This is a genomic window from Rhodococcus jostii NBRC 16295, from assembly GCF_001894825.1.
GTDB lineage: Bacteria > Actinomycetota > Actinomycetes > Mycobacteriales > Mycobacteriaceae > Rhodococcus_F > Rhodococcus_F jostii.
In genome coordinates this window covers 58,253-84,316 of sequence record NZ_BCWY01000027.1, presented here as the reverse complement: position 1 = coordinate 84,316, position 26,064 = coordinate 58,253, and the positions used below count along the sequence as shown (strand labels likewise).

Below are 26,064 nucleotides of genomic sequence, written 5' to 3'. Positions count from 1 at the left end.
ATGCACACTGTGCGGGTGCAGCACGCTACCAATCCCGTCGACGGCGTCCGGATCGCGTACAAGACCGTCGGCGACGGGGAGCCCCTGGTTCTCCTTCACGGCACGGCTCTGTCCCACGCGATCTGGCGCGGATTCGGTTACGTCGCCGCGCTGCGGGACCGGTACCGGCTGATCCTGGTCGATCTGCGGGGCCACGGGCGCAGCGACAAGCCGTACGACGAGGACGCGTACGCCATGGACTTGGTCAGCGGTGACATCCTGGCGGTCCTCGACCACCTGGAGCTTCCCAGCGCACACGTGCTGGGGTACTCGCTCGGCGGGCGGGTGGCGCTGGCGTTGGCGGTCGGGGCGCCCGAGCGACTGGAGAGCCTGATCATCGGCGGCGGCAGCAGCCGACCGCAGTCCGGGGCGTTCGACCGATTGTTCTTCCCGGGCTGCATCGACGTCCTCGATCGGGACGGGATGGATGCGTTCCTCGAAGGGTGGAATGCCCGGCGTTCGTGGCCGATCGACGCCGGCACGCGGGCCGCGTTCACGGCGAACGACGCGAAGGCCCTCGCCGCCTACATGCGGCGGTCCGGTGTGGAGCCGGGGGTGGACGACGACGTCCTGCGTGGAATCGCCGTCCCCACCCTGTTGTTCGTCGGCTCGAACGACGCCGAGCGGATCGGCGACACTGAGCGGGTGGCGGCGCTGATTCCCGGTGCGTCGCTCACGATCCTGCCCGGTTTCGACCATTCGACGGCCGTGGCCGCGAGCACCGAGGTGCTCGCGGCCGTCGAGCCGTTCCTCGCGTCGGTGTGACCGCTACGTCCACTCGACCAGCTGGATGATCACCCCGTTGGGGTCGCTCATCTGGAAGTAGCGTTCGCCCCACGGCTCGGTTTCGATGGGCGTCACGATCGGGACGCCCTCCGCCTGCAGCCGCTCGTATTCGCCGTCGATTCCCTCGACGACGAGCGCGACCAGCAACCCCTGGCCGGCGTCACCCGCGATCCGGGCGGGTTTGAACGTCTCCAGTCCGGTCTTCAGGAAGATCAGATTGAAACCGACGTCCGCACGCTTCAGTGACACGAAGCCTTCGGCCGCCATCTCCTCCTCGAAGCCGAGGTGGGACTTGGCGAACTCGGCCGACGCTACGGGGTCTGCGACGTTCAGCGACAGTGCGCTCGCGGTGACCTTCACGGTGTGTCCTTTCGTTGACGACACCCCACTAACGTACGACGTACGATAATGGTTCCGGGGCGCGGCGTACTACATCGCCAGCAGTCCCTTCGCGATGTGCGTCACCTGGATCTCGTTGCTGCCGGCGTAGATCATCAGCGACTTCGCGTCGCGCGCGAGCTGCTCCACCCGGTACTCGGCCATGTAGCCGTTGCCGCCGAACAACTGCACCGCCTCCATCGCCACCTCGGTGGCCGCGCGCGAGGAGTAGAGCTTCATCGCCGACGCCTCCGCGAGACTCACCTGATCCCCCGCCGCGGTGCGCTCGATCGCATTGAACACCATGTTCTGCACGTTGATGCGCGCGATCTCCATCTCGGCGAGCTTGAGCTGGATGAGCTGGAACTGGGCGATCTCCTTGCCCCACAGCGTGCGGGACTTGGCGTAGTCGATGCAGAGCCGGTGACACTCGTTGATGATGCCGAGCGACAGCGACGCGATGCCGATGCGCTCGGCCGCGAAGCTCTCCTTGGCGCTGGACTTTCCGTCGGACTTTCCGCCGTCCTCGGTCTCGCCGAGCAGCCGGTCGCGGGTGAGGCGCACGTTGTCGAAGAACAGCTCGCCGGTGGGCGAGGAGTTCATGCCCATCTTCTTGAACGGGGCGCCCTGGGTGAGGCCTTCCATGCCCGCATCGAGCACGAACGCGAGAACCTTGCGGTCGCGACGGTCGACGGACGAATCCCCCTCGTCGAGCTTCGCGTACCCGATGATGACGTCGGCGTACGGGCCGTTGGTGATGAACGTCTTCTGCCCGTTGAGGATGTAGTCGTCGCCGTCGCGGCGCACGTACGACTTCATGCCGCCGAACGCATCCGAGCCGGAGTCGGGCTCGGTAATGGCCCAGGCGCCGACCTTCTCGAACGTGACCAGACCGGGCAGCCAGCGCTCCTTCTGCGCCAGCGTCCCGCGACTGCGGATGGTGCCCGCCGCCAGCCCGAGGCTGACACCGAGCGACGCGACGAGCCCGAGGCTCACGCCCGCCAGTTCGGCATTCATGATGACGCCCATGCTGCCTGCACCGCCGAGGCCGCCGGACTTCTCCCCCTTCGCGTCGGACGCGGAGTCACCGCTGCGCTCCCGCTCGAGGGACTTCGTCAGCGCGTCACGGGCCATCTCGTCCAGGCCGAACGTGGCGAAGAGCTTGCGGATGATGTCGAACGGAGGCAGCTCGCCGGTCTCGAGCTTGTCGACGTGCGGTCGAATCTCCTTGTCGATGAAACCGCGGATCGCGTCGCGGAACATCAGGTCGGTATCTGACCACTCATACATGCCGGGCACTCCAGTCGCCGAGAGAAAGGGTTGCCGCAAATATAGAACACGTTCCTATTCTTGGACAGGTGTCCCGGAATCATGCCGAGCCACCTCTCGTTTCACCGATCTCGAGCCACTGCGACCGCAGCCGGTCGAGGGTTCCGTCCGCGGCGAGGGTGCGCTGCGCGCTCTCGATCCGTTCCCGCAGCGCGTCGTCGCCCGTGCGGACGGCGACGGCGATCTCCTCCCGGGAGATGCCCCGCTCGACCACCTCCACGTGCGGACGGTCCCGGACGAGCCAGGTGAGGACGGGCGCAAGCTTCATGACGGCGTCGCAACCGCCCGAGGACAGGTCGTCGAGGGCCTGTCCGATCCGGTCGTACGCGTACACCCGGATCGCGCCTGCCCGGCCCTCCGCGACCAGCTTCTCCACGATCGGCTGGCTGGTGTTGCCGTGTTGAACCCCGACCGTCAGACCCTCGAGGTCGCCCACTCCCCGCACCCCGGGATGCCGGGACGTGTCGACGGCGAGGGACTGACCCGACACGAGATACGGAGCGCAGAAATCCGCGCGGGCCCGGCGCTCCGCCGTCACGGTGGTACCCGACGCGATGCAGTCGAATTCGCCGTCGGCGAGTGCATCGAAGATCCCGTTGAAGTCGGTGCCCCGGTACGGGACCAGCGACCATTCGACACCGAGTACCCGCGCGACGGCCCGGGTGTAGTCGACGTCGAAACCCGCGGGGGCGCCGCCGTCCCGAAACTCGAACGGTGGGTCGGGCAGCGCCGAACCCACCCGCAGTACCCGCGCGGCCGCCGTCATGTCGCCTCTCTCCGCCCTGATGAGCGCCTACGAACCGATCAACCCCAGCCGCTGTGCCAGCCAGGGCATTTCCTTCTCCAGCCCCGCCGACCACACCGCGAAGCTGTGCCCGCCGGGGACCTCCACGTACTGCACGTCCATACCCGCGGCCTTCGCCGCCTGATACACCTTCTGCGCGCCCGGTTTGTAGGCGTCGTCGTCGGAGCCGATCACGAAGACCCCCGCCGAGTCCGGGTACTTGTTCGACGCCATCAGATCGAGTGGGTTGACCTTCTTGAACGCGGCCTCGTCACCGCCGAATCCCTCGTCGAGGGTGCGCTGGTGATCGCCGAGTGTGGGTTCTTCCTGACCCGAGATGTCGAGGAACGTCGGGTACACGTCGGGGTAGTTGGTGGCCATCTGCAGCGAACAGGTGCCGCCGTAGGAGAGACCGCCGATGGCCCACGCCTTCGGGTCCGGATTCACCTGCAGGTTCGACTTCACCCACGCCGGAACGTCCTTCGCGAGATACGTGGCCACGTTGCCCAGCTTCGAATCGACGCACAGGGGATTCGCGATCTGCGAGCCGGTGCCGTCGGCCACCACCACGATCGGGGCGAGTCCGTCGTGTTTCGCGGCGAACTCGTTCATGGTGGTGGCGAGCTTGCCTCCGGCGAACCAGTCTTCCGGCGCACCGGGCTGACCGGCCAGCATCACCAGCACGGGCAGCAGCGGACGCGGGTTGGCGAAGTAGGCGGGCGGGAGGTAGATCTCGGCGTCGCGGGCGGCGAACCCGGACGCGGTTCCGGGAACGGAGGCCGTCAGGACCCGCCCCTCGCTGGGCATTCCGGGCGGGGCCGTCCACGACGCGTCGAGAGGTGTTCCCGTCACGACGTTCTCGGTGGTGCTGCCGAGGTCGTTCATCTGCACCCGGTCGAACGGTTCCGCCCCGAAAGCCGTGCCCACCGTGGGATAGGCGTCGAACACCAGGTTGATCTGCGTCGCCGACGCGAGAATCACCGCGAGGACCGCGAGCACCGACACGACGGCGGATCCCACCGTCCGGCCGGCGCGGATTCTCGGCACGAGCAGGACGATCGCGAAGAGCCCCAGACCGATCCACACGTAGATGGACGTCTCGATCGGATCGGGAAACGGCCGGAGAACCTTCTCGACCATCACGTAGAGGACGACGGTGACGACGACCGCCACGGCCAGGCAGATCGGAATCGCTTTCCTGCGGTACCAGGGGGCGCGGGCGGCGAGCAGCCACACGCCGCCGAGCGCGCCGATCACCGTGAGGATCCAGGGCAGAGGCCCTGAGATCACGCTGAGGTCGCTGAGCCATTCCACGTCACGAAGCCTAGAGCGCGAACCGGCACTGCGTCGGCGACTCGCAGCGACCGGTAAAATTGCCGGGTGACATTCATCAAGGTCTGCGGCCTACGAGACGAAGCCTCCGTCGATCTGGCGGTGCGCCTCGGCGTCGACGCCGTGGGTTTCGTCTTCGCCGACAGCGTCCGCCGGATCTCCCCCGAGGACGCCGCACCGCTGGTCCGCCGCGTCACCGCTCCGACGGTCGCGGTGGGTGTGTTCAAGGGCAGTTCGGTGGCGGAGGTGATCGAGGTGGCCGCCGCGGCCGGTCTCGGAACGGTCCAGGTGCACGACCTGAAGTCCGTCGCCGACGTGTCCCGGTTGCAGGACGCGGGCCTGCGGGTGATCCGTGCCGTGGTCGCCGGTGACGGTTCGGGCGATTTCGGCGCCGACCGTGTCCTCGTCGACGGGGCGACCGCCGGCGCCGGCGTGCCCTGGGACTGGGCGAACCAGAGCCGGCCGGAGGGCGAGTGGATCCTCGCGGGCGGACTGCACCCGGGCAACGTGCGGAGCGCGGTCGACGCGACCGGCGCCTGGGGCGTCGACGTGTCCAGCGGGGTCGAGTCCTCGCGGGGTGTGAAGGATGCGGCGCTGATCGAGCAGTTCGTCGCCGCGGTCCGATCCGGGGCCTGATTCAGCCCGGCATCCCGGCGACGGAGTCTTCCACGTCCCACGAGGCGAGGACGGTCCGAATGCCCACGACCAGCGCGAGCGGCTGATCGATCATCACATGGTGCCCGGCGTCGGGGATCTCGACCACCAGGGCGGTGGGTCCGAACCGGCGGCGCATGTCGTCCATCATGTCGTCGGTGACGATGCCGTTCTCGGCGCGGAAATACGCGAGGCGGCACCGCGGGTCCGACGCGCCCAGATGGCCGCTGGTGCGGCGGGCGAAGAAGGTGGAGTCGAACTTCCACGACCAGCCGCCCTCCACCTCCTCCATCGAGTTCTCCGCCACGTGCCGCAGAACCGCGGGCACCGCCGAGTCCTGGGGCGGGACGAAACGGAACCGCTCGAGCGCCTCCGCCCTGGACGGGTAGATCTTCTTGGGCCCGAACGCACGCTGCTTCCGCGCCTCCTCCTCTTCCGGGGTGCGGGCGAGGACGGGCGAATCGATGAGCTGGACACCGGCCAGATCCTCACCGAACAGCTGCGCTGCCACGTAGGACACCATTCCGCCCATACTGTGGCCGACGAACACCGGCGGACCGGAGATTCCCGCAGGTTTCGCCACGGCCAGCGCTTCCTCCGCCCACCGCTCCAGGCCGTAGTCCTCACGCCGGTCGCTGTCACCGTGTCCGGTCAGGTCGAGTGCGACGACGCGACGGTCCGTGGCCAGCAACGGTGCCACATGGTCCCACCACCGGCTGTGGGCCGCGCCGCCGTGAACGAGCACGATTCCGGGCGAGCCCGCCGGACCCCACGCGCGGTAGTGAACCTGCGCACCGGCGACATCGACCCGGCCGACGTCGACCGCGGACGCCAACGCCGCGGTGAACCAGTGGGGCGCGTCGGTCTGCACGTTGCTCATTCACCGAACATACCGATCACTCGCCGACGTCTTCGCCCGCCCTACAGAAGGTCGAGCATGGCCGTGACCGCGCGTTCGACCACCGGGAACTTCTCCGGTGCCAGATCGTGGCGGGCGCCCTCGAGTTCGACGAGCGTCGTCGGTGCCGGGATCAGTTCGAGTGCCGATCGCATTTCGTCGGGGGTCGCGAACGGGTCCTTCGAACCGTGCACCACGACCGCCGGGGTGCGGAGACCGGGCAGGTGCTCGGTGCGGAGCTTCTCCGGCTTGGCCGGCGGATGCAGCGGATACGACAGCAACAGCAGGGCGTCGACGAGGCCGGCGTGCTCGGCGGCGAGCATGGACGCCTGACGCCCACCGTACGAGTGCCCGCCGGCCCAGACCGGAACCGACACCAGCTCCCGCATCACGGCCACCGCTGCCGAGACTCCCTCTCGATCCTCCGCCGCCTTCGACGGATGCGGCGGACCCGACGCGCGGCGCTGCCGGAACGGCAGATCGAACCGCAGAACGGCGACCCCCCGGTCCGCGAACCCTTCGGCCACCGCCCGCAACAGCTTTGTGTCGCAATCACTTCCCGCCCCGTGCGTCAGAACCAGCCCCGCCACCGCATCCCCCGTCGGGCGATGCAGATGTCCCCGCACACCGTCACGCTCCAGCAACTCGCTCATGCGGTTCACGGTAGTGGAGATGTGAGGTAAGGCGCGGCATACGTTCCGGGTCGCGGGCACACCGGAACTCCACAGCCGGCGACCGGTTGATTGCGATTGACTCTCGGTCTGTTTGCCGAGTTATTGCGCGGGGTACCTTAAATCTACAACCGCTGGGAGTAGCTCATGAATACCACCATCTGGATCATCATTGCGATCGTCGTGGTTCTCGTCGTGATCGCGCTGGCCGTTGCGGCATCACGCAAGCGAAACGAGCGCCGCCACCAGGAGGCCGACAACATCCGCGCGAAGGCGCAGGAGCAGACGTCGGTCGTCGAGAAGCGCGAGGCGCTGGCGGAGGAGACTGCCGCCAACGCACGGAAGACGCAGGCGGAAGCCGACGCCAAGGCTGCCGAAGCCAAGAGACTGCAGGTCGATGCGCAAACGCACCAGAACACGGCGACCACGTCCCGTGACGATCTGAAGAACGAGTGGAAGCGGGCCGACGAACTCGACCCCGCCGTGAAGACGACGGACACCCCGTCGACCGACGCCCGGACCACCGCCGCGGGACCCGCGAACGGCCGAGCCACCGACGCCCGGACCACCGGCGCGGGGCCTGCCAACGGTCGGCCCACCGGCACCGACTCCACGAACAGCCATGGAGCGCACGCGAAGCCGACCGACACCACGTCGACCTAGCGTTCGAGTACGACACGTGCGCCGGCCCGGAGCCGGCGCCCACACGGGAGGTCGGAAATGCGTATCGGACGGCTCGTGACGCTCATCGTGATCATCTGGCTGATCATCGGTGCGGTGGCCGTGTGGCAGCGCGGCTATTTCAAGGACGCGACGGCCGATTGCGCCAGTGCCGGAACGATCGCCGTCACCGTCCTCGCCGGCCCACTCAATTATGCGGGCGTCAATCCGAAGATCGATTGTGAAGTGCCGCAACCGAGTCAGTAGCTCCAGCCCGTCCAACTGGAAAGAGGGAACACCGTGATCGTTCTCGGAATCATCTTGCTGGTCATCGGCCTCGTCGCGGGGATCTCGATCCTCACGACGATCGGCATCATCCTCCTTGTCATCGGCCTCGTCCTACTGCTACTGGGCACGACCGGCCGCGCGGTGGGTGGACGGAAGTACTGGTATTGACGTATCGACGTCGGCGTCCTCATTCGCCGACTGAGCATCAGCCTGCATCCATCAATCATTGACATTCTCAATGATTGATGGATAGGTTTCTTTCGACTATGCATGCGTGCGTTGCACGCGTGCCGGCGAAAGGAACATTGCATGACCTCGGTTGCACTGCAGCGGAACATCTTCGACGCCGACCACGATGCGTTCCGGGAGACGGTGCGCCGGTTCGCCGAACGTGAAGTCGCGCCACGACTTCGCGAATGGGCGGATGCGGGGCAGGTCGACCGGGACATCTACCGCCAGGCCGGCAAACTCGGACTTCTCGGGATCAACGTCGAGGAACGCTTCGCCGGCGGCGGCACGGACGACTTCCGATTCAACGCGATCGTCATCGAGGAGTTGTGCCGCGTCGGCGCGCCGGCCGTGGTGATGGGCCTGGCGGGAATCAACGATCTCGTCACGCCCTACCTCGTATCGCGGGCGAACGACGAGCAGAAGCATCGATTTCTGACCCCGCTGTGCACCGGCGAGAAGATCGGCGCCATCGCCATGACCGAGCCGGGCGCGGGCAGCGACCTGGCCGCGATCTCCACCACCGCCCTCCGCGACGGCAACGATCTGGTCCTGAACGGCACCAAGATCTTCATCAGCAACGGGATGCTCGCCGATTTCGTGATCGTGGTGGCCAAGACGGATCCGGCGGCGGGCAAGAAGGGCGTGAGCCTGCTGGTGGTCGAAGACGGGATGGCCGGGTTCACCCGCAACGGACCGCTCCACAAGGTGGGCCTGAGCGCGCAGGACACCGCGGAACTCGTGTTCGACGACGTCCGCGTACCTCTCGGGAACATCCTGGGCGAACTGAACGACGGTTTCAACTACCTGCGTCACAATCTGCCCCAGGAACGCCTGAGCGTGGCGGTGACGTCGATGGCGTCGATGCGACGCACCTTCGACCAGGCCCTGACGTACAGCTGCGACCGCACGGCATTCGGTCAGCGGGTGGCCGACTTCCAGGCCAACCGCTTCTACCTCGCAGAACTCGCCACCGAGATCGAGATCGCGCAGTGCTTCACCGACCGATGCATCCTCGACGCGGCACACGGCACGCTCGACGAGGTGACGGCGGCGATGGCCAAGTGGTGGATCACCGAGTTGCAGCAGCGCGTCGTCCAGCGCTCGGTCCAGCTGCACGGCGGCTACGGGTACATGCGTGAGTACGACGTCGCGCAGGACTACCTCGACTGCCGCGGCGGGCCGATCTACGCGGGCACCACCGAGATCATGAAGGACATCATCGGGCGCAAGCTCACCCGGGCCTGACCGCGCTCGACGGGGATCACCACCCTGGCGGAAGCGTTGGCGATCTCTTCCATTGACATCTTCAATGATTAATGTTTAATTGTGATCCGCGCTACACACGCGATCCGCTCTGATGTCCCCGCTCGGCCAAGGAGTATCGATGACGGTCACCGCCACCGCAGGCACCATGTCGGCCACCCGACGCAAGAAGGAAGTTCGCAGGGTGATCCTGTCGAGCTACCTGGGCAGCACCATCGAGTTCTACGACTTCCTGCTCTACGCCACCGCAGCATCCCTCGTCTTCGGCCCGGTCTTCTTCGCCGACCTGGATCCCCTGGCCGCGAGCATCGCCTCGATGGGAACGTTCGCCGCCGGCTACGTCGCGCGCCCCCTGGGCGGCATCGTCTTCGGCCACTTCGGCGACACCGTCGGCCGCAAGGCCATGCTGCTGATCTCGATGACAGTCATGGGCCTCGCCTCGTTCGCGATCGGGCTCATTCCTCCGCCGGAGATGATCGGGTCCTGGGCGGCAGTGATCCTCGTTCTCCTGCGGGTCTGCCAGGGCCTCGCCGTCGGCGGCGAATGGGGTGGCGCGGCGCTGATGTCGCTCGAACACGCCGAGCCCGGCAAGCGCGGATTCGCCGCGGCCTTCACCAACGCGGGCGCCCCGACCGGCGCGTTGCTCGGCACCCTCGCCCTGGCGGCCGTGTCCCTTCTCCCCGACGAGCAGTTCCTCACGTGGGGCTGGCGCATCCCCTTTCTGATCTCGGCATTCATGCTGGCCCTCGGCCTGTTCATCCGGTCCAAGGTGTCGGAGAGCCCGCTGTTCACCGCGGCGCTGGAGGAGTCCGCGAAGAAGGAGACCGCCCCGCCGATCGTCACGATCCTGAAGCGTCCCCGCGCGGTGGTCGTAGCCTCGATGAGCTGCATCGCGAGCTTCGGAATGCAGACCGCGTTCACCACGTTCGCCATCACCTTCGCCGTGTCGAACGGCGCCCAGCGATCCGACGCGCTACTCGCGTTCTCCTTCTGCCAGTTCTGCGCGATCTTCCTGGTACTCGGGTCGGCGCGACTGTCCGACCGGATCGGCCGCCGACCGGTCATGCTCGCGGGACTCGCCGCGATGATCGTCAGCGTCTACCCGCTGTTCCTGCTGCTGAGCACGGGACAGTTCCTGTTCATCGCGCTCGCCTTCGTCGGCTACACCATCTGCCACTCGGCAACCTACGGGCCGATGGCCGCGTTCATCTCCGAACAGTTCGGCACCCGGGCGCGCTACACGGGAGCGTCACTCGGATATCAGCTGGCCACCCTCATCGGCGCCGGCTTCACACCCGTCATCCTGGCGTCGCTGTTCGCGTCGTCCGGCAAATCGATTCTCCCGGTCGGACTGTTCATCATCGCGCTGTGCGTGGTCAGCGCCGTCTTCCTCGTCGCGACGAAGGAGAGCAAGGACAACGACCTGAGCGCCGACACCCCGTCGGCCTGACGAATTCCCCGACCACACGCTCGAGAGTAGTTTCGAAGAGAACGAGGAGTCACCATGAACAACGAAGGCATCGGCTCGTGGCTCGAGCGCCGCATCACGATGACGCCGAAGAACGAGGCACTCGTCTTCGACGGAAAAGCCGTCACCTACGAGGAGCTGGCCCTGCGGACACGCCGGCTCGCCCACGGCCTGCGCGCCCTCGGGGTCGAAAAGGGCCACTGCGTCGGCTTCTTCGGATTCAACGACCCTGCGGCGCTCGAAGTGATGTTCGCGGCCGGTCTGCTCGGCGCCACGTATCTCCCGCTCAACGCACGCCTCACCGCCGAAGAGGCACGCTACCTCCTGGGCGATTCACGCTGCACCACAGTGATCTTCGGTGATCAGCAGTCCGACGTCGCGCAGCAACTGGCGCAGTCGGACACGCCCGTCACCACCTGGATCGGCCTGAACGACTCGTGGTCCACCCACACGTACGAGGCAGTGCGTGCGGGACAGCCGGACACCCGCATCGACGAGCAGGTGGGTCTCGACGACCTGTCGGTGCTGATGTACTCGTCGGGCACCACCGGCGCACCGAAGGGCGTCATGCTCAGCCACGGCAACATGCTGTGGAATGCACTGAACCAGCTTCTCGCCCAGGACATGACGTCGAAGGAACGCACACTGTCGGTGGCGCCGCTGTTCCACATCGGCGGCATCGGCGGCGCCGTCACACCGACCTTGCTCAACGGAGGCACCGTGGTGCTGTTGCGCAAATTTGATGCCGGCGTCGTCCTCGACACGATCGAGAAGGAACGCATCACCACATTCTTCGCGGTCCCCACCATGATTCAGGAACTCTGGCACCACCCCCGGTTCGAGGACGCCGACCTGTCCAGTCTGCGGGGCATCTGCGTCGCCGGGGCTCCACTGCCCGAAGCGTTGATCTCACCGTGGCAGGAACGTGACGTCGCGATCACCCAGGCCTACGGTCTGACGGAAACCGCGCCGTCGGTGACCATGCTGTCCAGCGCCGACGTGCGCACCAAGATCGGTTCCGCCGGCAAGCGGACGTTCTTCACCGACGTCGACGTCGTACGCCCCGACGGGTCGAGCACCGAACCCCACGAGATCGGTGAGATCGTCGCCCAGGGCCCGAACGTGATGCTCGGCTACCTGAATCAGCCCGAGGCAACCGCCCGCACCATCGTGGACGGCTGGCTGCACACCGGCGACGCCGGCTACTTCGACGACGAAGGCTTCCTCTTCATCTGCGACCGCTACAAAGACATGTACATCTCCGGCGGCGAGAACGTCTACCCCGCCGAGGTCGAGGCCGCGCTGCTGAAGCTGGACGGCATCCGGGAGGCTGCGGTCATCGGCGTCCCCCACGACAAATGGGGCGAGACCGGCATGGCGTTCGTCGTCGCCGCCGACGGCACATCGCTCGACGCGGAGACGGTACGTGCCCGGCTGCGAGAAAAGCTCGCGGGGTTCAAGATTCCCACGTTCGTCCAGATCGCCGAGGCCCTCCCCCGCACCGCGACCGGCAAGATCCGCAAACCCGATCTGCGAACCTCCGCCCGTGAGTACTTCTTAACCTCGGGCGGTTAACAAGTACTCACGACTGTGCTTGCATTGAGGAGTGAAGCACATCGGGATCGTGTTGTTCGACGACGTCGAAGAGCTGGACGCGGTCGGACCGTGGGAGGTGCTGTCCGCGTGGACGCGCATGTACCCCGACGACGGATACGCGGTGTCCTGCCTCTCCGCGTCGGGAGGGAGTGTGCAGTGCGCCAAGGGCCTCGTCCTGGGCGCTCATCATTCCCATGCCGACGCGCCGCCACTCGACGTGCTGATCCATCCCGGCGGTCAGGGCACGCGGCCACAGCTGCTCGACGACGCCCATCTCGACTGGGTGCGTCGGCAGCGCGCCGAAGTTCCGTTGATGGCCAGTGTGTGCACGGGTTCCCTGGTCTACGCGAAAGCCGGCCTGCTGAAGGGCAGGCCGGCTACGACGCATTGGGCGTCACTGGCATTGCTGGCGGAGATCGATCCCACCATCGACGTGCGGCCGGACGATCGGTTCGTCGACGACGGTGACGTGATCACTTCGGCGGGTGTCTCCGCGGGTATCGACATGGCACTGCACCTCGTCGCCCGCTTCGCCGGAGCGGAGCGGGCGCGCGAGGTGCGTCGCTATATCCAGTACGACCCGCAGCCCCCGTGAGTACTTGTTAACCGCGGGCGGTTAACAAGTACTCACGGGCGCGTCAGCGCACCACGGAGAGCGACACCCGGCTCGGGTAATGCATCCCGGTGTGCACGGTCTGGTGGGCGACGACGAATTCTGCGGATTCGTAGGCAGATTCGCCCGTGTTGAGGTTGCGATCCCAGCGGGGATGGTTGCTGGACGTCACCTGTACCCGGATGCGCTCACCCGGCAGGAAGGTGACGGCGGTGGACCACAGATCGAGCGTGTACTCGTACACCTCGCCCGGGAGGAGCAGGCTCGGTTCGGCCGGCGTGTAGGTTCCGGCGGTCCGGTAGGAGTCGCGGTAGCGGGCCCGCACCATGCCGTCGGTGAGGGTGATCGAGGTGCCGTCCGCGGTCACCCGGCACAGCCTCACGACGAAGTCGGTGTCGACCGCGCTCGAAGACGCAAAGAGGGTCGCGGACACCCGGCCGATCACCGTCAACGGCTCGGTGAGCGCCTCGCTGGTGAACACCAGGACGTCGTCCCGGGATTCGACGCGGCTCTGTTCCAGTGCGCCGGGTGCGAACGTCCCCGGCATCATCGTCGCCCCACCGACCGTCGGCACCGGATCCGCCGGGTCGTAGTCGTAGTCGACGCACCCGTCGCTCCGCTCGGCTTCCGCGACGAGAGTTCCGCCGGGAGCCAGGAAGAGTTCGGCCGTGCGCGCGGGTTCCGGAAAGCGGTCGTACGTCCGCCACCGGTTCTCCCCCATCACGAAGATCCGGACCCGGGGCATGTCCGCTTCCGTGTCGCTCAGTACCGATGCGTACCACTGCGCGTGCACCGACGACAGGTCCTGCCCCGAGTCGAGCACCGCCTGGTTCGCGGGACTGCCGAACACCACCGAGCCACCGAGTCCGGAGAAGTTGGTGTGACTCCACGGCCCCACGATCAGGTACGGCATCGGGGCCGCCCCGGAATCACTGTGCGCCAGTTGACCGAAGTACTGGTCGAGGGTGCTGTTCACGAAGATGTCGTACCACCCCCCGATGTGCAGCGAGGGGAGGTCGACGGCCCGGTCGCTCGCGCTGTCCCACAGATCGCGGGTGGGGTGGTCGATCGGGAATCCCAGCGATTCGACGATCGGCGACGCAAAGAACGCGGGGGCGCCGGTTGCCAGGTCCCGCAGGGGCAGCACGTCGAGGAAGGTGCCCTCCGCCAGGCCGCGATCAATCCTCGCCCACGACCCCCACTCGGCTTCTGCGCGGGCGGGGTCCGTCCGGGACAGTTTCGCGATCTCGGCGGGTCCGGCCGACAGATGTCCCCACCCGATCCGGGTACCGAATTCCACCGCCCCGCCCCGCACGAGGCCCCCGGACCGGGCGTTGCCGCCCGCCGAGATCCCCGGGGCGATGCCGCGCAGGGCCGCCGGCTTCTCCTGGGCGGCGCGCCACTGGGTTTCGGCGAAGTACGATCGCCCCCACATGCCCACGGCGCCGGTCGAATACGGGAGTTCGGCCGCCCACTGCACCGTGTCGTACCCGTCCGGACCTTCGTTCTCCGACGGCACGAACTCGCCGTCCGAGCCGAATCTGCCGCGGACGTCCTGCATGATCACCACGAATCCGGCGGCCGCGACCGTGGTCGGGTTGAGGTAGCCCGAGTTGACGGCCAGGTCGCGGCCGTACGGGGTGCGGGTGAGCAGTACCGGAAAGCGTCCGGATACCGACGGGCGGTACACGGTCGAGCGCAGCACCACCCCGTCCCGCATCGTCGCCTCGACGTCGTTCTCGATCAGCACATCGTGTGTCACAGGTTCATTCACTTTCGACGGGGGAGCGGCTATTTGCCGAGGTCGGTGGTGCTGGTCCGGTAGGTTTCGCGGACCGTGAGCGTGGTGAGGGCGCTGACCAGGCAGCAGCAAGCCGTGAACACCGCCACCGGGATCCAGCCGTTCGGTCCGGGCCGGGCGAGGGCCGCGGCGATGGTGGGCGCGAAACCGGTGGCCACCAGCGCCAGCTGCCCGGAGATCGCCATGCCCGAGTACCGGATGCGCGTCTCGAACATCTCGGCGTACAGGGCGGGACCGACGGCGTTGACGAGCGAGTAGCCGACCACCATCACGACGCACGCCGTGATCAGGACCAGGGCCGTCGAACGCTGGCTGACCGCCCAGAAGAATCCGGAGATGGAGACGGCGCAGACGAGATTGCCCGTGATGAAGATCGGCTTGCGCCCGATCCGATCGGCGAGAATCCCCGCGGCGGGCTGGGCCACGAGCGCGAGCGCGGCGGTGAGCACGGTGGCGCCCACCATGACGGTCCGTGACACCCCGGCCTCGTGGGTGCCCCACGACAGGGCGAAGGCACTGAAGATGGTGGACACCACCGCGAACAGCCCACAACCCACGACCCGCAGCACGCTCGGCCAGTGGTCGCGGAAGATCACCTTCGCCGGCATCTCCTTCGGCCCGTCGCTCGACACGGCCTCCTCGAACACCTCGCTCTCGGGCAGCATCCGACGGATCACGAGCCCGGCGAGAGCGACGATGATGCTGAGCAGGAACGGGATACGCCATCCCCAGCTGAGGAAGGCGTCCTCGGGCAGGCCGGAGAAGACGAGAACCACCAGCGACGCCAGCAGCATTCCGGCGGCGGCACCGGTGTTCACCCAGCTCGCCGCCAGTGCCCGTCGGTGGGCGGGTGCGTGTTCGAGCGCGAGGGACGCCGCTCCCGCCGACTCGCCCGCCGCGGACGCACCCTGGGCCGCACGAAGCAGCACCAGAAGGATCGGCGCCGCGACGCCGATCGCCCCGTACGTCGGCAGGCAGCCGATGAGCGACGTGGCCACCCCCATCATCACGAGCGTCACCACCAGCATCCGCTTGCGCCCGAGCGTGTCCCCGAAGTGCCCGAAGACGAGTGCGGCGAGCGGTCGGACGACGTAACCGATCCCGATGGTCGCCATCGACACGATGGTCCCCCAGAACGACCCGAGATCCGGGAAGAACAGGGTGTTGAACGCGAGCGCGGAGAAGGAGGCGTAGATGAAGAAGTCGTAGTACTCGAGTGTGCTGCCCACGAAGGAGGCCAGGGCTGCGCGGCGCGCGTGGGGCGACCGGACACCGGCATCGGCGCGTAAGGCGCGGCCGTCGAATGTGGAAGTCATGTGGTTCCTACCTGAAGGTGAAGGGCGTCCGGGAGTTCGGAGAGGCCTCGAGGTGGGTGCGACATCGGGGGCCGGGAGTTGTCCAGGTCACATCCGTTGCTGCCGAGGGAGACTCTGCCAAAGAAACCGATCACCGTCCAAGAGCAGTATCGGCGGTGATTGATAAGCGATCGTTATCGATTGTCCGCGACCACGGTCGGCGTGGGCAGCACCTCGGCGGCGAGGTCGAGGACCGTCTGCACGACGGGCGACACGGGCCGGTCCGACCAGGCCAGCGCCGCCCGGACTTCGAAGCGGCCGGCATCGAGGGGAACGAGCACCACCCGGTTGGGATACGTCTGCACGTCACCGGGTACGAGCGCCACCCCCACACCCGCCGCGACGAGTGCGGTCAGCACGATGCCGTCGGTGGTCTCCTGCACGATGTTCGGCGCGAACCCGGCGTCCCGGCAGGCGGCGAGCAGATCCCGCCGAAGCGTGGATCCGGTGGCGGCGGGATTCGCGACGAACGTTTCATCCCGGAGTTCCACGAGGTCGATCGACTTCCGTTCGGCGAGAGGGTGATCACTCGGGAGTAGAGCGCTGAGGTGCTCCACCGAGATCTGCCGGTTGAGCACGTGGGGGTGGGACACCGAATCCGAGACGATCCCCAGATCCAGGCGCCCCTCCCAGATTTCGTCGAGGATCTGCCCACTGACCGTGGCCCCCTCGAGAACGAGATCGATCAGGGGGTAACGACGGCGCACCGACCGTGCCAGAGAGGACAATTCGGTCTGCCCGTACGCACCGCTGAAACCGACCCGGACACGGCCTTCGACCGCCGGATCCGCGATCACCGCGGCATCGACGGCCCGATCGACCGCGGCGAGCGCGTCCTTGCACGGCTGGAGGAGTCGTTCGCCCGCCGCGGTGAGCCGGACCGATCGCGTGGTGCGGTCGAAGAGTTTGACGCCGAGCCGCTTCTCGAGTTGCTGCACCTGCTGGCTGACCGCCGGCTGCGCGATGTGCAGCACCTCGGCCGCCCGGCCGTAGTTGAGTTCTTCGGCGACCGCGACGAACGACTTCATCCAGCGGATTTCCACGGTCGGTCAGTCCACCACGAACACCGTGAGCCGCACCTCGCCGGGAAGGCGCTCCCCGGTGCCGACGAGGATCCGCGACCGCAACCAGGCCCATCGGCCCTCGGCGGCGGTGAGCCGCGGCGTGCAGCGGAAGTAGATGCGCTCGGGCGGGACCGGCTCGCCGCCGACGAGTTTGGCGATGTCTTCGGCGGTGCCCGAGCGCAGCCCGAAGTTGGTGACGTAGATCCGGTCGCCGTCGTCGGTCTCGATGGCGTACTTGGCCTCGAGTTCGGTGAGCGTGGCCGAGCTGAGCAACTGGAAATCCGCTCCGGCCGGGAGCACGGTGCCGCGTAACTCGGGGCCTTCGACGCGTCCACCGACGATAGGAATGATGCGACGCACGCCCTCGGGTGTGGACCCGATCTCCACCGGATCGGCCACCTCCACGACGAACGTCGCCAGGAACGACAGGCCGGGCGCGACCGGAGCGAGCACGTCCGCCATCGCGCTACTCGGCGGATGCAGGAAAGGCGATGCCCTGCAACGTATCCCGCATCTGATTCACGACCGCTTCGGGGATGCCCTCGAAGTAGCGTCCGTGCGCGGCGTCGACCCGCGCCTTCGCGTCGTCGCGGAGCCGATGCCCCTCCTCGGTGGCGGCGATCAGCTTGTTGCGGCGATCCGAGGGGTCGAGGGTGCGCACGACGAGTCCGCGTTCCTCGAGTTCGTCGACGAGGCCGACGATTTGGCTGGGGTCGAGCCCCATCGTGGCGGCCACCCCGCGCTGGTTGACGCCCTCGGCCTGTTCGCAGGCGAGAACCAGGACCGAGTAGGAGCGCACCCGCAGACCCGTGGGAACGAGGGCCTTGTTGACCGAGCCCAGCACCATTCCGCCGACGCGCGAGAGCAGGAACCCGATGTCGTCCGATAACGCCTGCGAGTCCGCCATGCGACGACCCCCTTCTGATGATTGTCGGTAGAGTAGCAGATCTTAATCATTGACATTCTCAATCATCAATGATTACGTGTGATTCAGCGAACACGAGCTTAGGAGAATCACGACATGGACCTCAGTAACAAAGTCGCCGTCGTCACCGGCAGCGGGCAGGGCCTCGGGCTCGCCTACGCCAAGGACCTGGTGCGCCACGGCGCCGCGGTCGTGATCAACGACGTCAACCAGGCCACTGCCGACGCCGCCGTCGCCGAGATCACGGCCGCAGGCGGACGCGCCGTCGCCGTCGTCGCCCCGGTCGGCAGCACCGAGACGGCCCAGAAGCTGGTCGCCGGTGCGGTCGAGGCGTTCGGTCGCCTCGACATCATGGTCACCAACGCCGGCATCCTCCGCGACAAGGTGCTGTGGAAGATGACCGACGACGACTTCGATGCCGTCGTGGGCGTGCACCTGCGCGGCACGTTCACCTGCGTCCGTGAAGCCGTCCTGAAGTTCCGTGAGCAGGGCGACGGAGGTCGGATCATCTGCATCGGCTCCCCCGCAGGCCAGCGCGGAAACTTCGGGCAGACCAACTACTCCGGCGCCAAGTCGGGCATCGTCGGCATGGTCCGCACCTGGGCGATGGAACTGCAGCGCGCCGGAATCACCGCCAACGCCGTCTGCCCCGTCGCCGCGACCGCGATGACCGAGACCGTCCCCTTCCTCGCCCCCTACATCGAGGGCATGAAGAACGGCGAGCCGCTGCCCGCGATCATCCGTCGCGAGGTCGGGATGGGCACCCCCGAGGACGCCGCCGGCATCATCTCGTTCCTCGCCTCCGACGCCGCCGCGGAGATCACCGGGCAGGCCTTCGCAGTCGGCGGGGACCGCCTCGCGCTGTGGTCGCACCCCGAACTCACCGCGGTCGAGTACCACGACAGCGGCTGGTCCGCCGACGACATCGCCGCCGAATGGACTGGCACATTCGGCGACGCCGTCCAGTCCGTCGGCGAGGAATTCCCCGAGGAGCTGATGGCGAAGTGAGCCGCTACGAGTACGGCATCGACTTCGACAAGATCGACGCCATCGACATCCACACCCACGTCGAGATCGACGGGTGCGGGCACCGGTCCCTCGACGACGAACTGATGGCCGCGTCGGAGAAGTACTTCAAATCCGGCGAGGAACGCACCCCGACCATCGACGCGATCGCCGACCACTACCGGGCCCGGAACATGGCCGCCGTCGTGTTCACCGTCGACGCCGGCGCCGCCACCGGCCACGCCGCCAACTCCGTCGAGGAGATCGCCGAGGGCGCCGCCCGCCACAACGACGTCCTCATCCCCTTCGGATCCGTCGACCCCTGGCAGGGCAAGGCCGCCGTCCGGCGCGTGCACCGCCTCGTCGACGAATACGGCGTGAAGGGGTTCAAGTTCCACCCCAGCATGCAGGGCTTCGAACCGAACGACCGCCGCTTCTACCCGCTCTACGAGGCCATCACCGAGGCCGGCGTCCCGGCTCTGTTCCACACCGGTCAGACCGGGATCGGCGCCGGACTACCCGGCGGGCACGGCATCAAACTGCGCTACTCCGACCCGATGCTGCTCGACGACGTCGCCGCCGACTTCCCCGACCTCACCATCGTCATGGCCCACCCGGCCGTGCCGTGGGTCGACGCGCAGATCTCCATCGCCACCCACAAGGCCAACGTGTACATCGACCTGTCCGGGTGGTCACCCAAGTACTTCCCGCCGCAGCTGGTCAAGGCCGCCAACAGCATGCTCCGCGGCAAGGTGCTGTTCGGCTCCGACTTCCCCGTCATCCAGGTCGACCGCTGGATGAAGGACTTCGCGGGCCTCGACATCAAACCCGAGGTCGCACCCCTGATCTTCAAGCAGAACGCCCTCCGCGTTCTCGACATCAAGCACTGACGTTCTCGCTATCAAGCACTGACAGGAGACCTCATGACCACCGCAACCACCACCCGGGTCGCCACTCTGGCCGACCTCGCCGCACTCGAGGGCAAGCCGCTGGGCACCAGCTCGTGGATCGACATCCCCCAGCAGCGGATCAACACGTTCGCCGACGCCACCGACGACCACCAGTGGATTCACGTCGACCCCGAACGCGCCAAGGCTGAGAGCCCGTTCGGCGGACCCATCGCCCACGGCTACCTGACATTGTCGCTGATCATCCCCATGTGGGACGAGGTCCTGACCGTCGACAGCGTGACCATGGCCGTCAACTACGGACTGAACAAGGTCCGGTTCACCAACCCCGTGCCCGCCGAGGGTCGGGTCCGGCTCAACGCCACGCTGGCGTCCGTCGAGGAACTGCCCAAGGGCGGTGTCCAGGTGACGGTCGCCGGGCAGATCGAACTCGAGGGCAGCGAGCGTCCCGCCGTGGTCCTCGAGGCCGTGTACCGCTTCTTCGAGTGACCGCCCCGTGAGTACTTATTAACCGCCCGCGGTTAATAAGTACTCACAGGCGCCGGAGGCGCACTACTCGGGAGCCTGGTCGTCAGGCTCGACCTGTTCCGCCTGCTTGCGCTCGGACGCGTTGCCCGCGACTCCCTTCGCCTCGCGTTCGGCGGCCAGACGGTCTTCCATGTCGTCGACGAGATCTGCGATCCGCTGATGCTCGGGGAGGTGCTGATCGTGTCGATCCGAATTCGCCTTCATCACGCTCCTTCCGCTGTGTGCGACGTGCCGGAATCCTGCGATTCCGGACGCACAATTCGAACTGTACGCCGCGGGTTCGGTCGAAGCGGGCATTCCCGACGCGGCGAACTGGACGCTCGTCTTCCATGCAATTTCCGGTGTTGCCGAAACCCTTTGCCGAACACCGCCTTACACGCGCGCCGTGCGCCAATGTCACACTGCGCAACCTCTTTTCGCCGTCGAAGCGGACCCTTCCACCGCATCGAGCGGGCGATGAATTCGATGCACAATCGACACCGTCTTGCGAGTACACGCAGCCGGCACCTCGTACTCTGGACCGGGTACCACCCGAAGGAGGACCGATATGCCAGCAGTCACCACACCTCACGTCTATGTTCATCGCGCCGGCGATCGGCTGAAAACCAAGATTTCCTGGTTGGATTCGAAGCACTCGTTCTCCTTCGGCCAGCACTACGACCCCGACAACACGCACCACGGGCTACTCCTCGTGAACAACGACGACACCGTGCTCCCGGGTCAGGGATTCGAGACGCACCCGCACAAGGACATGGAGATCGTCACGTGGGTGCTCCGCGGCTCGCTCGTCCATCAGGACTCGATCGGCCACTCCGGCATCATCTATCCCGGCCTTGCGCAACGCATGAGCGCAGGCAAGGGCATCATGCATTCCGAGAAGAACGACAGCTGGCGTCTGAGCGGTGAGCAGCACCACGAGCCGGTGCATTTCGTCCAGATGTGGGTGGTACCCGACGAAGCCGGCCTCACACCGAGTTACGAACAACTCGAGATCGAGGACGAGATCCTCAAGGGCGGTCTGGTGCCCGTAGCGTCCGGAATGCCCGAATACAAGGCCAATTCGGCGATTCGGATCAACAACAAGCACGCGGCCCTGCACGTCGCACGGGTCTTCCCCGGCACGCCGGTCACGCTTCCCGAGGCACCGTTCCTCCACGTCTTCGTCGCCCAGGGCACCGCAGAGATGGAGGGTGTCGGCACCGTGTACGAGGGCGACGCCGTCCGGCTGAGCGCCTCCGGCGGCCAGCAGATCTCCTCGCACTCCGGTGCGGAGGTCCTCGTCTGGGAGATGCACGCCCGCATCGGCGGGTGAGTTCCCAGCAAGTTCACAGCGTGACGGCACGCTGCGCGCAGGTTCGTGCGCCACGATCGGGTCACAGCCCGATCATGGAGAGGTACCGATTGTGAACAAAGACGTCGAGAAGAGCCGCCTACGCATCAGCCGCCGCCGAGCGCTGGCCGTCGGCGGCACGGTGAGTCTGGGTGGGCTCATCGCCGCCTGCACCGGCAACGGGAGCGGCAACACATCGTCGTCGGCCACCTCGACGGCCGCCGCAGGCACCACCACGGGCACGGCCGCCGCAGGCACCACCACAGGCACGGCCGCCGTCACCGCCCTGCTCGACCAGGCACCGCAGTGCGTCATGGCCGTCGAGGAGACGCAGGGACCGTACTGGTTCGACGTCGACTCCATCCGCGGCGACATCCGGGAAGATCGGCCCGGCACGAAGCTGCAGCTCGCACTGCGGGTGCAGGACCTGACGAACTGCTCCACCGACGGCACCGCCGCGGTGGTGAGCAACGCCGTCGTGGAGATCTGGCACTGCGACGCCGGCGGTGTGTACTCCGGCTTCGAGTCGGGGTCCAAGGCCGCGGACCTCGGCGGCAACGGAGCGCCCGCCGGTGCGCCGCCGGCGGGTGGACCGGGTGGCGGCGGCCCGGGCGGCGGTGGCCAGCCCCCGGCAGGCGGCCCCGGTGGCGGCCCCGGTGGCGACATGTCCGGCGGTTCGGGCGAGACGTCCGACGGGTCCTACAGCTCCGGCGACAGCGAGGCCACCACCACGGACGACGGCACCTACCTGCGCGGAGCCCAGACCACGGACGCGAACGGCATCGCCCAGTTCACCACCATCTTCCCCGGTTGGTACACCGGCCGGACCACGCATATCCATCTCAAGGTGCACATCGACAAGAAGACGGTGCTCACCACGCAGCTGTTCTTCGACGAGGCACTGCTCGACGAGGTGTACGCGACCGCGCCGTACTCCGACCACACCGGACGCGAGAACAACGTCACCAACGCCACCGATGGCATCTACGACGACGCCGGCATGCTGACCGTCGCCGAGCAGTCGGACGGCTATCTCGCGGCGATCAACCTCGGCATCGACGTCTGATCGGTCACCGGTCGTCTGTTTCGCCCTGAGCGCAGTGGTGGACCGCTCCCCGCGGAACGGTGTAAGGATGGAACGCATGACCACGGCTCAGCGCTCCGGCATCGACCTCACTCACCTCGACAACGACACCCGCGCCCAGGACGACCTGTTCGTCCACGTGAACGGCAAGTGGATCGACGACTACGAGATTCCCGCGGACAGGGCTATCGACGGCGCGTTCCGCACGCTGTATGACAAGGCCGAGGTCGACGTCCAGAACATCATCGAGGAAGCGGCGGGCTCCGGCGCCGCGCCGACGACCGATGCGCAGCGCATCGGCGACCTGTACGGCAGCTTCATGGATGCGGGCGTCGTCGAGGCCGCGGGTCTCGCACCGATCGCGGGGGAACTCGCCGACGTGGCTGCGGCCGCCGACCTGTCTGCGCTCGCCGCCGTCCTCGGCCGCCAGCAGCGCACCGGGGTCGGCGGGGCCGTCGGACACTACGTCGACACGGATGCCAAGAACTCCGAGCGTTACCTCGTCCACTTCAGCCAGTCGGGGATCGGCCTGCCCGACGAGTCGTACTACCGCCAGGACGACTATGCGGAGATCCGCGAGGCGTATGTGGCGCACATCGCGAAGATGTTCGCCCTCGCCGGCGTCGACTACGACGCGCAGCGGGTGTTCGACCTGGAAACGAAGATCGCGGCAGGTCATTGGGACGTCGTCAAGCGTCGCGATGCGGAGCTGAGCTACAACCTGCTCACCCTCGAGCAGCTCCCCGCCGGGTTCGACTGGTCGTCGTGGATCGACGCGCTCGGTGGCAGCGCCGAGCAGTTCGCCGAGATCGTGGTCCGCCAGCCCGACTTCCTCACCACCCTCACCGGGCTGTGGACATCCGAAGCCCTCGACGACTGGAAGGCGTGGGCCACGTGGAACGTCATCCGGTCCCGCGCACCGTACCTGACGCAGGCCCTGGTGGAGGAGAATTTCGCGTTCTACGGGAAGACGCTGACCGGCGCCGAGGAGATTCGCGAACGCTGGAAGCGTGGCGTGTCCCTGGTGCAGGACCTGCTGGGCGAGGCCGTCGGCAAGCTGTACGTCGAGCGGCACTTCCCGGCGGACGCGAAGGCCCGCATGCAGGAACTCGTCGCGAATCTGCAGGAGGCGTACCGGCGCAACATCTCCGATCTCGACTGGATGAGCCCGGAGACCCGGCAGGCCGCACTGCGCAAGCTCGAGAAGTTCACGCCGAAGATCGGCTACCCCGACAAGTGGCGTGACTACTCGGCCGTCACCATCTCCCACGACGACCTGGTCGGCAACTACCGCAGCGGTTACGCCGCGGAGTACGACCGCGATCTCGCGAAGCTCGGTGGCCCCGTGGACCGCGACGAGTGGTTCATGACACCGCAGACGGTCAACGCGTACTACAACCCGGGCATGAACGAAATCGTCTTTCCCGCAGCCATTCTGCAGCCGCCGTTCTTCGACGCCGCGGCCGACGACGCCGCCAACTACGGTGGCATCGGTGCCGTCATCGGGCACGAGATCGGGCACGGTTTCGACGATCAGGGTGCGAAGTACGACGGCGACGGCAACATGATCGACTGGTGGACCGACGACGACCGCACCGAGTTCGGCAAGCGGACGAAGGCGCTGATCGAGCAGTACAACGCGTTCGAGCCGAAAGCGCTGCCCGGCCACACCGTGAACGGCGAGTTCACCATCGGTGAGAACATCGGCGACCTCGGTGGCCTGTCCATCGCCATCGCGGCGTACCGGATCGCCACGGAGGGGTCCGACACCGAGGTCCTCGACGGCCTCAGCGGTCTCCAGCGGGTGTTCTTCGGCTGGGCTCAGGTGTGGCGCACCAAGGCACGGGACGCGGAGGCGCTCCGCCGCCTCGCCGTCGACCCGCACTCGCCGCCGGAGTTCCGCTGCAACGGTGTGGTCCGCAACCTCGACACGTTCCACGATGCGTTCGACGTCCAGCCCGGCGACGCACTGTACCTCGACCCGGACGAGCGCGTGAAGATCTGGTAGCTAGCGCAGGCGGTCACCCGTCGCCGCGGAGAAGAAGTACACCTCACCCGGTGTGGGCTGCAGGTGCACCCGCTCCCCCGCGGCGACGGTGCGGGTGCGGTCTACCCGCACCACCACCCTTCCGGTCGTGCCGGACGCGTACACGAACGACTCCGCACCGAGTTCCTCGAGGAGGTCCGCCTCCACCGTGTAGGAGTCCTTCCGCCACGACCCCACCAGCGTCCACGACTCCGGGCGCACGCCGACGATGACGGACTCGTCCCCGATCGCCGAGTGCGGCACCGGAATCCGCAGGTCGCCCAATTCGGCGGCGCCGTCCCGGACCGGGGTGTCCATGAGGTTCATTCCGGGCGAACCGATGAATCCGGCGACGAATGTGTTGACCGGGTTGTCGTACAGCTCACGCGGGCGAGCGACCTGCTGGAGTCGCCCACCCTGCATGACCGCCACCCGGTCGCCCATCGTCATGGCCTCCACCTGGTCGTGCGTGACGTAGACGGTGGTCGTGCCGAGCCTGCGCTGCAGCCCCGCGATCTGCGACCGGGTACTCACCCGCAGCTTCGCGTCGAGGTTGCTCAGCGGTTCGTCCATGCAGAACACCTTGGGGTGCCGCACGATGGCCCGGCCCATCGCCACCCGCTGACGCTGCCCGCCGGACAGTTTGGCGGGTTTACGATCCAGCAGGGGTTCCAGTTCGAGCATCCGCGCCGCCTCCAGCACTCGCGCGGTGCGTTCCACCTTCCCGACGCCGGCGTTGCGGAGCGCGAAACCCATGTTGTCGGCGACGGTCATGTTCGGATACAACGCGTAACTCTGGAACACCATGGCCACGTCGCGTGCCCGGGGCGGCAGCGCGGTGACGTCGCTGCCGCCGATCTCGATCCGGCCGGCCTCGACGGCTTCGAGGCCGGCCAGCATCCGCAGGCTGGTCGACTTGCCGCACCCCGACGGACCGACCAGGACGAGGAACTCACCGTCCGCGATGTCGAGGTCCAGGCGATCGACCGCGGGTCGATCGGCTCCGGGATAGCGGTGGGTGACGCCTGCGAACTGCACGTTGGCCATG

General features: G+C 67.2%; 28 protein-coding genes. 15 read left to right on the top strand and 13 right to left on the bottom strand.

From position 1 onward, the window contains the following. Entirely contained in the window at positions 1-804 is an 804-nt protein-coding gene (locus tag RJ1_RS18830; RefSeq protein WP_073362568.1) for an alpha/beta fold hydrolase, read from the top strand. A gap of 3 nt (positions 805-807) precedes the next feature. On the opposite strand, the gene RJ1_RS18825 is transcribed toward RJ1_RS18830, so the two are convergent. From RJ1_RS18825 to RJ1_RS18810, 4 genes are all read right to left on the bottom strand, one after another. Further along, positions 808-1,185: a VOC family protein gene (locus RJ1_RS18825; RefSeq protein WP_073362493.1), complete on the bottom strand. Its 378-nt coding sequence runs from the start codon at positions 1,183-1,185 to the stop codon at positions 808-810. 69 nt (positions 1,186-1,254) lie between these two features. Next, on the bottom strand, positions 1,255-2,493 hold the full coding sequence (locus RJ1_RS18820; RefSeq protein ID WP_073362491.1) for an acyl-CoA dehydrogenase family protein: 1,239 nt from the start codon (positions 2,491-2,493) through the stop codon (positions 1,255-1,257). 79 nt (positions 2,494-2,572) lie between these two features. Next, on the bottom strand, positions 2,573-3,298 hold the full coding sequence (locus RJ1_RS18815) for an ABC transporter substrate-binding protein (protein ID WP_073362489.1): 726 nt from the start codon (positions 3,296-3,298) through the stop codon (positions 2,573-2,575). A 27-nt stretch (positions 3,299-3,325) separates the two neighbouring features. Continuing rightward, positions 3,326-4,630, bottom strand: coding sequence for an alpha/beta hydrolase (locus RJ1_RS18810; protein ID WP_073362486.1), 1,305 nt, complete (start codon positions 4,628-4,630; stop codon positions 3,326-3,328). A gap of 66 nt (positions 4,631-4,696) precedes the next feature. Here RJ1_RS18810 and RJ1_RS18805 point away from each other — a divergent pair, with 66 nt between their 5' ends. Further along, a complete protein-coding gene (locus RJ1_RS18805) occupies positions 4,697-5,284 on the top strand; it encodes a phosphoribosylanthranilate isomerase (RefSeq protein ID WP_073362484.1) in 588 nt (195 codons plus the stop codon). Between the two features lies 1 nt (position 5,285). On the opposite strand, the gene RJ1_RS18800 is transcribed toward RJ1_RS18805, so the two are convergent. Both RJ1_RS18800 and RJ1_RS18795 read right to left on the bottom strand, forming a co-directional pair. Beyond that, entirely contained in the window at positions 5,286-6,182 is an 897-nt protein-coding gene (locus RJ1_RS18800) for an alpha/beta fold hydrolase (RefSeq protein ID WP_073362481.1), read from the bottom strand. 41 nt (positions 6,183-6,223) lie between these two features. Then, the gene (locus RJ1_RS18795) at positions 6,224-6,853 is read right to left on the bottom strand and encodes an alpha/beta hydrolase family protein (RefSeq protein WP_378380433.1); all 630 of its coding nucleotides are present in this window, start codon (positions 6,851-6,853) and stop codon (positions 6,224-6,226) included. 165 nt (positions 6,854-7,018) lie between these two features. Here RJ1_RS18795 and RJ1_RS18790 point away from each other — a divergent pair, with 165 nt between their 5' ends. From RJ1_RS18790 to RJ1_RS18765, 7 genes are all read left to right on the top strand, one after another. Beyond that, complete coding sequence (locus RJ1_RS18790; RefSeq protein ID WP_073362476.1) at positions 7,019-7,534, top strand: hypothetical protein; 516 nt, start codon at positions 7,019-7,021, stop codon at positions 7,532-7,534. Between the two features lie 57 nt (positions 7,535-7,591). Continuing rightward, positions 7,592-7,798, top strand: coding sequence for a hypothetical protein (locus tag RJ1_RS18785; RefSeq protein WP_073362474.1), 207 nt, complete (start codon positions 7,592-7,594; stop codon positions 7,796-7,798). A 33-nt stretch (positions 7,799-7,831) separates the two neighbouring features. After that, positions 7,832-7,987: a DUF6131 family protein gene (locus tag RJ1_RS46785; RefSeq protein WP_005263616.1), complete on the top strand. Its 156-nt coding sequence runs from the start codon at positions 7,832-7,834 to the stop codon at positions 7,985-7,987. 141 nt (positions 7,988-8,128) lie between these two features. Further along, on the top strand, positions 8,129-9,295 hold the full coding sequence (couH, locus tag RJ1_RS18780; RefSeq protein ID WP_073362472.1) for a dihydro-p-hydroxycinnamoy-CoA dehydrogenase: 1,167 nt from the start codon (positions 8,129-8,131) through the stop codon (positions 9,293-9,295). Between the two features lie 139 nt (positions 9,296-9,434). After that, on the top strand, positions 9,435-10,763 hold the full coding sequence (gene couT / locus RJ1_RS18775) for a p-hydroxycinnamate MFS transporter (protein ID WP_073362470.1): 1,329 nt from the start codon (positions 9,435-9,437) through the stop codon (positions 10,761-10,763). A gap of 54 nt (positions 10,764-10,817) precedes the next feature. Continuing rightward, complete coding sequence (couL, locus tag RJ1_RS18770; protein ID WP_073362468.1) at positions 10,818-12,356, top strand: p-hydroxycinnamoyl-CoA synthetase; 1,539 nt, start codon at positions 10,818-10,820, stop codon at positions 12,354-12,356. Positions 12,357-12,387: 31 nt separating this feature from the next. Beyond that, positions 12,388-12,972 carry a DJ-1/PfpI family protein gene (locus RJ1_RS18765; RefSeq protein WP_073362465.1) on the top strand — a complete coding sequence of 195 codons (585 nt, stop codon included), beginning with the start codon at positions 12,388-12,390 and terminating at the stop codon, positions 12,970-12,972. A gap of 43 nt (positions 12,973-13,015) precedes the next feature. On the opposite strand, the gene RJ1_RS18760 is transcribed toward RJ1_RS18765, so the two are convergent. The 5 genes from RJ1_RS18760 to couR all read right to left on the bottom strand — a co-directional run bounded on the left by RJ1_RS18760 (position 13,016) and on the right by couR (position 18,117). Beyond that, positions 13,016-14,785, bottom strand: a complete 1,770-nt coding sequence (locus tag RJ1_RS18760) for a CocE/NonD family hydrolase (RefSeq protein WP_073362566.1) — start codon at positions 14,783-14,785, stop codon at positions 13,016-13,018. Then, positions 14,782-16,107, bottom strand: a complete 1,326-nt coding sequence (locus RJ1_RS18755) for an MFS transporter (protein ID WP_073362464.1) — start codon at positions 16,105-16,107, stop codon at positions 14,782-14,784. Before RJ1_RS18755 ends, RJ1_RS18760 begins: the two co-directional genes overlap by 4 nt. A gap of 173 nt (positions 16,108-16,280) precedes the next feature. After that, complete coding sequence (locus RJ1_RS18750; RefSeq protein WP_073362462.1) at positions 16,281-17,189, bottom strand: LysR family transcriptional regulator; 909 nt, start codon at positions 17,187-17,189, stop codon at positions 16,281-16,283. A gap of 6 nt (positions 17,190-17,195) precedes the next feature. Further along, positions 17,196-17,672 (bottom strand): DUF3237 domain-containing protein, encoded by a 477-nt coding sequence (locus RJ1_RS18745; protein ID WP_073362459.1) that lies wholly within the window; start codon positions 17,670-17,672, stop codon positions 17,196-17,198. 4 nt (positions 17,673-17,676) lie between these two features. Beyond that, a complete protein-coding gene (gene couR, locus RJ1_RS18740) occupies positions 17,677-18,117 on the bottom strand; it encodes a MarR family transcriptional repressor CouR (protein ID WP_073362456.1) in 441 nt (146 codons plus the stop codon). A gap of 114 nt (positions 18,118-18,231) precedes the next feature. On the opposite strand from couR, the gene couN reads away from it, so the two are divergent. Genes couN through couM form a run of 3 tightly spaced genes read left to right on the top strand, consistent with a single transcriptional unit; the run spans position 18,232 to position 20,537 of the window. Continuing rightward, complete coding sequence (gene couN, locus RJ1_RS18735; RefSeq protein ID WP_073362453.1) at positions 18,232-19,143, top strand: 4-hydroxyphenyl-beta-hydroxyacyl-CoA dehydrogenase; 912 nt, start codon at positions 18,232-18,234, stop codon at positions 19,141-19,143. Next, a complete protein-coding gene (gene couO / locus RJ1_RS18730) occupies positions 19,140-20,030 on the top strand; it encodes a 4-hydroxyphenyl-beta-ketoacyl-CoA hydrolase (RefSeq protein ID WP_073362451.1) in 891 nt (296 codons plus the stop codon). The genes couN and couO overlap by 4 nt, the downstream gene beginning before the upstream one ends. Positions 20,031-20,063: 33 nt before the next feature. Further along, a complete protein-coding gene (gene couM, locus RJ1_RS18725) occupies positions 20,064-20,537 on the top strand; it encodes a p-hydroxycinnamoyl-CoA hydratase (protein WP_073362448.1) in 474 nt (157 codons plus the stop codon). A gap of 63 nt (positions 20,538-20,600) precedes the next feature. On the opposite strand, the gene RJ1_RS18720 is transcribed toward couM, so the two are convergent. Continuing rightward, on the bottom strand, positions 20,601-20,780 hold the full coding sequence (locus RJ1_RS18720) for a hypothetical protein (protein ID WP_073362564.1): 180 nt from the start codon (positions 20,778-20,780) through the stop codon (positions 20,601-20,603). A gap of 343 nt (positions 20,781-21,123) precedes the next feature. Here RJ1_RS18720 and RJ1_RS18715 point away from each other — a divergent pair, with 343 nt between their 5' ends. From RJ1_RS18715 to RJ1_RS18705, 3 genes are all read left to right on the top strand, one after another. Then, positions 21,124-21,888 carry a pirin family protein gene (locus tag RJ1_RS18715; protein ID WP_073362446.1) on the top strand — a complete coding sequence of 255 codons (765 nt, stop codon included), beginning with the start codon at positions 21,124-21,126 and terminating at the stop codon, positions 21,886-21,888. A 91-nt stretch (positions 21,889-21,979) separates the two neighbouring features. Continuing rightward, positions 21,980-22,972: an intradiol ring-cleavage dioxygenase gene (locus RJ1_RS47235; RefSeq protein WP_073362444.1), complete on the top strand. Its 993-nt coding sequence runs from the start codon at positions 21,980-21,982 to the stop codon at positions 22,970-22,972. 76 nt (positions 22,973-23,048) lie between these two features. Next, entirely contained in the window at positions 23,049-24,998 is a 1,950-nt protein-coding gene (locus RJ1_RS18705) for a M13 family metallopeptidase (RefSeq protein WP_073362561.1), read from the top strand. Here RJ1_RS18705 and RJ1_RS18700 read toward each other — a convergent pair whose 3' ends face one another. Further along, positions 24,999-26,063 (bottom strand): ABC transporter ATP-binding protein, encoded by a 1,065-nt coding sequence (locus RJ1_RS18700; protein WP_073362441.1) that lies wholly within the window; start codon positions 26,061-26,063, stop codon positions 24,999-25,001. Position 26,064 lies beyond the last annotated feature (1 nt).

What these genes read in the sequence shown, in the direction of transcription:
- RJ1_RS18830 (WP_073362568.1), top strand. Translation starts at nt 1, where the DNA reads ATGCACACTGTGCGGGTGCAGCACGCTACCAATCCCGTCGACGGCGTC.
- RJ1_RS18820 (WP_073362491.1), bottom strand. Translation starts at nt 2,493, where the DNA reads ATGTATGAGTGGTCAGATACCGACCTGATGTTCCGCGACGCGATCCGC.
- RJ1_RS18815 (WP_073362489.1), bottom strand. Translation starts at nt 3,298, where the DNA reads ATGACGGCGGCCGCGCGGGTACTGCGGGTGGGTTCGGCGCTGCCCGAC.
- RJ1_RS18800 (WP_073362481.1), bottom strand. Translation starts at nt 6,182, where the DNA reads ATGAGCAACGTGCAGACCGACGCGCCCCACTGGTTCACCGCGGCGTTG.
- RJ1_RS18795 (WP_378380433.1), bottom strand. Translation starts at nt 6,853, where the DNA reads ATGAGCGAGTTGCTGGAGCGTGACGGTGTGCGGGGACATCTGCATCGC.
- RJ1_RS18790 (WP_073362476.1), top strand. Translation starts at nt 7,019, where the DNA reads ATGAATACCACCATCTGGATCATCATTGCGATCGTCGTGGTTCTCGTC.
- RJ1_RS18785 (WP_073362474.1), top strand. Translation starts at nt 7,592, where the DNA reads ATGCGTATCGGACGGCTCGTGACGCTCATCGTGATCATCTGGCTGATC.
- couH (WP_073362472.1), top strand. Translation starts at nt 8,129, where the DNA reads ATGACCTCGGTTGCACTGCAGCGGAACATCTTCGACGCCGACCACGAT.
- couT (WP_073362470.1), top strand. Translation starts at nt 9,435, where the DNA reads ATGACGGTCACCGCCACCGCAGGCACCATGTCGGCCACCCGACGCAAG.
- couL (WP_073362468.1), top strand. Translation starts at nt 10,818, where the DNA reads ATGAACAACGAAGGCATCGGCTCGTGGCTCGAGCGCCGCATCACGATG.
- RJ1_RS18755 (WP_073362464.1), bottom strand. Translation starts at nt 16,107, where the DNA reads ATGACTTCCACATTCGACGGCCGCGCCTTACGCGCCGATGCCGGTGTC.
- RJ1_RS18745 (WP_073362459.1), bottom strand. Translation starts at nt 17,672, where the DNA reads ATGGCGGACGTGCTCGCTCCGGTCGCGCCCGGCCTGTCGTTCCTGGCG.
- couR (WP_073362456.1), bottom strand. Translation starts at nt 18,117, where the DNA reads ATGGCGGACTCGCAGGCGTTATCGGACGACATCGGGTTCCTGCTCTCG.
- couN (WP_073362453.1), top strand. Translation starts at nt 18,232, where the DNA reads ATGGACCTCAGTAACAAAGTCGCCGTCGTCACCGGCAGCGGGCAGGGC.
- couM (WP_073362448.1), top strand. Translation starts at nt 20,064, where the DNA reads ATGACCACCGCAACCACCACCCGGGTCGCCACTCTGGCCGACCTCGCC.
- RJ1_RS18720 (WP_073362564.1), bottom strand. Translation starts at nt 20,780, where the DNA reads ATGAAGGCGAATTCGGATCGACACGATCAGCACCTCCCCGAGCATCAG.
- RJ1_RS18715 (WP_073362446.1), top strand. Translation starts at nt 21,124, where the DNA reads ATGCCAGCAGTCACCACACCTCACGTCTATGTTCATCGCGCCGGCGAT.
- RJ1_RS18705 (WP_073362561.1), top strand. Translation starts at nt 23,049, where the DNA reads ATGACCACGGCTCAGCGCTCCGGCATCGACCTCACTCACCTCGACAAC.
- RJ1_RS18700 (WP_073362441.1), bottom strand. Translation starts at nt 26,063, where the DNA reads ATGGCCAACGTGCAGTTCGCAGGCGTCACCCACCGCTATCCCGGAGCC.